1 protein-coding gene is annotated in these 609 nt (G+C 47.9%); it reads left to right on the top strand.

The genetic code is table 11. The features are described from left to right. Positions 1 to 609, top strand: a 609-nt coding sequence (locus R7Q48_RS28805; protein ID WP_411979303.1) for a murein hydrolase activator EnvC family protein, incomplete at both ends; no start/stop codon positions are given.

The following is a 609-nucleotide window of genomic DNA, read 5'->3' as shown; positions in this document are numbered from 1 at the left end:
CCGCTCGGCTATTTTATTAACTTGTGCTTTATCTGCCACCTATCCCCTCTCTTCTTTCGCCGCAAGTCAGCAAGAGCTCAAAGGCGTTTCCAGCGAAATCAATCGCCAAAAGAAGGCGCTAACCTCGCAAGAGAAACAGCTTAACGAGCTGCAAAAATCGCTCAAAGACCAAGAGCTTGGCATTTCTAAGCTGGAGCGAGAAATCAAGCAAACCAAAGCCGACCTTGCTCAAGCAGACAAAAACATCAACAAACTGGAAGAGAAAATCTCCCTCCAAGAAGCCCAGCGCCAAGCACAAGAGGAAGAGCTCAAGCAGTTGCTGCAAACGTATTACGTGACCGAGCGAGCGAAAGCGAATGGGCACTTATTGAATCAAGGTGTAGAAGAAGACCGCATTAGCCAATACTTTCAGCACTTAGCCAAGGCTCGTGCCGAAGTGATTGATGCCATCACCAAAACCACTCAAGAGTTGGCGCACAACAAAAACCAACTTGAGCTAGAGAAAGTGCAGATCGAAACCCTGCTCAAGCAGCAATCAGAAAAGCGTACCGCACTGGCCAGTACGCAGTCGAATCGTAAGCAAACGCTGAACAAAATTCAGAGCAGCAT

The sequence above is a fragment of the Vibrio sp. 378 genome (genome assembly GCF_033339435.1).
This window is presented reverse-complemented; position numbering and strand designations above follow the sequence as displayed.